At 36.9% G+C, this 4,166-nt stretch carries 6 protein-coding genes; 5 read left to right on the top strand and 1 reads right to left on the bottom strand.

Features of this window, described 5'->3' with window-relative positions:
* Nucleotides 1–238: lanthionine synthetase LanC family protein (locus AC075J_RS03440; RefSeq protein WP_476390002.1), on the top strand; the 238-nt coding region annotated here is incomplete at its 5' end.
* Between the two features lie 51 nt (nucleotides 239–289).
* Here AC075J_RS03440 and AC075J_RS03435 read toward each other — a convergent pair.
* Nucleotides 290–814, bottom strand: coding sequence for an RNA polymerase sigma factor (locus tag AC075J_RS03435; RefSeq protein WP_025581192.1), 525 nt, complete (start codon nucleotides 812–814; stop codon nucleotides 290–292).
* Nucleotides 815–1,114: 300 nt separating this feature from the next.
* On the opposite strand from AC075J_RS03435, the gene AC075J_RS03430 reads away from it, so the two are divergent.
* The 4 genes from AC075J_RS03430 to AC075J_RS03415 form a co-directional block, all read left to right on the top strand.
* Nucleotides 1,115–1,345 carry a BhlA/UviB family holin-like peptide gene (locus AC075J_RS03430; RefSeq protein ID WP_025581193.1) on the top strand — a complete coding sequence of 77 codons (231 nt, stop codon included), beginning with the start codon at nucleotides 1,115–1,117 and terminating at the stop codon, nucleotides 1,343–1,345.
* A 602-nt stretch (nucleotides 1,346–1,947) separates the two neighbouring features.
* Nucleotides 1,948–3,657: an IS1634 family transposase gene (locus AC075J_RS03425; RefSeq protein WP_025579939.1), complete on the top strand. Its 1,710-nt coding sequence runs from the start codon at nucleotides 1,948–1,950 to the stop codon at nucleotides 3,655–3,657.
* A gap of 2 nt (nucleotides 3,658–3,659) precedes the next feature.
* Complete coding sequence (locus tag AC075J_RS03420) at nucleotides 3,660–3,887, top strand: hypothetical protein (RefSeq protein WP_025579941.1); 228 nt, start codon at nucleotides 3,660–3,662, stop codon at nucleotides 3,885–3,887.
* A 4-nt stretch (nucleotides 3,888–3,891) separates the two neighbouring features.
* Nucleotides 3,892–4,166, top strand: a 275-nt coding sequence (locus AC075J_RS03415) for a hypothetical protein (RefSeq protein WP_476390001.1), incomplete at its 3' end; no start/stop codon positions are given.

Here is a 4,166-nt window from a genome sequence, read left to right as displayed (position 1 = left end):
TGGAGAACAGGATGAAAAAATTTGTCTGTGTCATGGGATGTCCGGGAATTTACTTATTATGAAGAAGTACCTTCGAAAATATGGTAATAAAAAAATGAAGGAGCAATATGAGGCGTTATGTGACTGCCTTTTATTTCAACTGGATCACCCGGCAAAAATATCTGGGACAGAATATCTGAATCTGGCTTTTATGAATGGCATTTCCGGTACGGGAATGGCATTAATGGAAATTTTATGAAAACTAAGGGAACACCTGCAGACTGTAAATTTATGGTCAGCAGGTGTTTCTTTATTTGTTTTCGGAAATATATCTGAGAATTAGTTTCTTCTTCATCCGATTGACGTACTGGCGGGACAGCTTCAGTTTCCGGGCAATCTGGGCATCGCTTTTATCCTGATAAAAGTACATGGACAGAATTTTTCTCTGGACACTGTCCGAAGGGTAAGAGTTGATATATGCGGTTACATCATAATAGGTGTCATCAAAACTGTCGGGAGCCTGTAATGAAACAGAACAAGAATCAAAATCATCTTTTTCAGGTTCGGAAAGACAACTGCGGCAAAGGGAACGATATCTGTTTTCGACAGAGGTCTGCATGTATCTGATACATTCACCTTCTGAGGATGAAGAACTTAAATATGGCAATGTCTTTAACAAAGTAAGATACAATTCCTGTGTGGAATCTTCGCGTTCCATGCAGTGAATCCGGGATGCATATCCTTTCACAAGCGGTTCCATACGTTTGAGAATTTCACTGTCTGAATCTGGGATACCATTTTGATAATTTTGGATAAGTTCTGTCAGTGTTTTCATAGGTATCTACCTCCTTTTTAGGGGAAGTAGTAAGAAAACTGCTGATCAGAAACTAAAAAAGAAAAAAATTTGTGAGTTTACAAATGGAAGAGAAAAAACTCTTTATTAAGTGAGGTTGCAAATTTAGATCAGCGATAGGAGAAGAAATACATGGTAAAAAGAGATTTGCAAAATAATTGTAGAGAATAGAAATATGCTTTAAATTAAAACGGTAATAATAAGATTAGAAAAGACTTTTAGTAGACAAAACATAGAAAAAGTTTGCATAATAAAAGAAGATTAAGGAAGGAGGCAGAAACCATGGAAACAACGGTTATGAATGTGGCAGTTTCACAGGGAATCTGGGCTGTGCTTGCGGTTTTTCTTCTGATTTACATTGTGAAATCAAATGAACAGAGGGATACAAAGCAGGAAGAACGAGAGAAAAATTACCAGACGGTGATTGAGAGTTTAACTGAGAAATTTCAGATTCTGAATCAGGTTCAAAGCGATCTGAAAGAGATTAAGGATAATCTTTTTAACAAAAATTAAATAGGGAAAAGAAAAAAGCCTTTTCTGCAGGATATATTTTTCCAGCGGAGAGGGCTTCTGTCATTTTAGGTAAGAAAATAGGTTAATTTGAGAAAAATATGTTTACTAAAATGGTAGATGAATATAAGCATAACATTCGTGTCCATTAGAATACTTTTAATCCCAGATTTACAGATGTTCGTATAGTAAATGGTATATTATGATAATAAAACCTGACTTTTGGGTAGTGTAAAATAGATTAAAAAAAATGGCCGCAATCCAAGTGTTTATGCGAGGGTGTAAAAATTCTTGTGTCTATGGAAAGTAAATCTTTCTGATAAGAAATAGATATGTAAAATTTTGCTGTCGAATTAATGATTATGCGGCTGTCGAATATATCTTTGTACTTACAGTATTGCCATGTAGGAAAATTATATACATCATTTTCGATTTTTTTGCATGACAAGTAAGGCATCATGATTACCTTAACTTCCAAAAATGAGTAGCCCTAACGAAAATAAAATTTTAAAAAAGCCCGTATTTCTGCGGAAATTATTGCAAAAATACGGGTTGTGCTGTACAATAAATTTAGGGCTATATAAACCTGAATAAAGGAGGCAAATATGTACCTGAAATCAAGAGTTAAGCTACCGGATGTGCATGGAAAATTGACCCGATTAAGACGCGGGGATATCACATATATTAAGTATGAGTATGATCGCTATTATGATCCGGAGAAAAAATATACCTATCCACAGAGAGCGACTATAGGCAAGGTATGTCCAGATGATGACACTATGATGATTCCTAACGAAGCCTTTCTGAAATACTTTCCAGATGCAGTCTTATCAGGGATGGAAGACCGGACAGAACGTAGCAGCTGTCTGCGGGTTGGTACATATGCTGTAATGCATAAAATAGTATTGGATTATTCGTTAGACAAGCTGCTCGGACAGTTCTTCTCTGAGCGGGATATGGCATTATTGCTTGACCTTGCCTCTTACTCTATTGTAGAAGAAAGCAATGTGGCACAGCATTATCCGGATTACGCATACAATCATCCACTGTATAGTTCTGGTATGAAGATCTATAGTGATGCGTCGGTAAGTGATTTCTTTAAGAGCATCACCAAGGATAAGAGTACAGGCTTTCTGAATGAATGGAATGCAAAGAGAAATCGAAGGGAGCGTATTTATATTTCCTATGATTCTACGAATAAGAACTGTCAGGCCGGAGAGATTGAACTGGCTGAATTCGGTCATGCCAAGACAGATATCGGTTCAGCTATCATCAACTATTCGGTTGGATATGATCTTAAGAATAAAGAACCACTCTTTTATGAAGCCTATCCTGGAAGTATTAACGACGTATCACAGCTTAGGACCATGCTTGGTAAAATCACTGGGTATGGCTATAAAAAAATCGGTTTCATTTTGGACAGGGGATATTTCAGCCGTGGAAATATACGCTATTTAGACGAATGTGGTTATAGTTTTGTGATCATGGCTAAAGGCATGTCTTCTTTCATAAGTGATTTGATCTTAGAGAACAAAGGAACGTTCGAAAATAAGCGCTCTTGTGACATGAATGCCTATGGTGTGTATGGAAAAACAGTACAAAGGACTTTATTTGAAGGCGATGAAAAAAAGAGATACATTCATATTTATCATAGTATTTCAAAAGATGCTGATGAACGGGAGCATTTTGAAAACGCACTGAGAGAGCGGACAGCTTTGCTGATGTCACATCAGAATGAAACAGTAGAGTTCGGTTCAGCTTACGAAAAATACTTTTATCTTCACTACGATAAAGATGGCGTGTTTTTATATCCGGAAGAAAAAACAACTGTGACAGAACGGGAAATATCATTATGCGGATACTTTGTTATTATTACATCCGAAAGGATGACCGCAAAGGAAGCACTGCATCTTTATAAGAGCCGTGATGTATCTGAGAAACTTTTTGCCTCTGATAAATCATTCCTTGGAAACAAGAGCATGCGTTCACATACAAACGAAGGAGTTGAGGGAAGGATTTTTACACAATTCATCGCACTGATAATCCGAAACAAAATTTATACTGCATTACAGGAAGAGAACGAAAAACTTGAGAAGAAACAGAATTATATGACAGTTCCGGCAGCAATCAGGGAACTTGAGAAGATTGAAATGACACGCCAGACGGATAATGTATACCGGCTGGACCATGCTGTAACAGCAAAGCAGAAAAAAATCTTAGAGGCTTTTGGGATGAATGAAGGAAACATTACTTATCGAGCCGGAGAGATCAGTAATACACTTAAGAAATCAAACATTCAGAAAGAAAGGCGGTAAATATGGCACGTGAAATAAACGCAGAACTACTGGACACTAAAATTGAAAAAGCACAGAAGAATCTGGTGAAAGCAAAGCATCGGTATGATGCTGCGGCAGCAACATTAAAAGATTTATTGGATAAGAGGGATGCACTTCGCCAGAAAAAGTTATTGGATGCTATAGCACAGAGTGGACGGAGCTATGAAGAAATCATGCAGTACCTGCACAGTAAATCTGAAGAGGCGTGATCAAATGTTAACGGAATACTATTTTGCAGTCAGGTATGGAGATATCATTATTCTTCTCTATCATGAAGATATGATGTCTGTATGGGAATTATTATTTAAGAACAGCCAGAAGGAAAAGGCATTGAAAAGATTTTTAGAATACTGCTACATGATAGATGTAAAAGTAGCATTCGAAGGTTTGAAAGGAGAAAAAACCAAAGGGTTAAAGGCAACTCTTAAATTTGCGAAAGAACATGATATGTGTATGACTGAAGCACAGATTCAAGGTGCCAATAACAT

This window comes from Blautia sp. ZXY-1-C6, from assembly GCF_056339875.1.
Note: the sequence above shows the minus strand (reverse complement) of the source record. Positions and strands in the feature narration are given on the sequence as shown.

What these genes read in the sequence shown, in the direction of transcription:
- AC075J_RS03435 (WP_025581192.1), bottom strand. Translation starts at nt 814, where the DNA reads ATGAAAACACTGACAGAACTTATCCAAAATTATCAAAATGGTATCCCA.
- AC075J_RS03430 (WP_025581193.1), top strand. Translation starts at nt 1,115, where the DNA reads ATGGAAACAACGGTTATGAATGTGGCAGTTTCACAGGGAATCTGGGCT.
- AC075J_RS03425 (WP_025579939.1), top strand. Translation starts at nt 1,948, where the DNA reads ATGTACCTGAAATCAAGAGTTAAGCTACCGGATGTGCATGGAAAATTG.
- AC075J_RS03420 (WP_025579941.1), top strand. Translation starts at nt 3,660, where the DNA reads ATGGCACGTGAAATAAACGCAGAACTACTGGACACTAAAATTGAAAAA.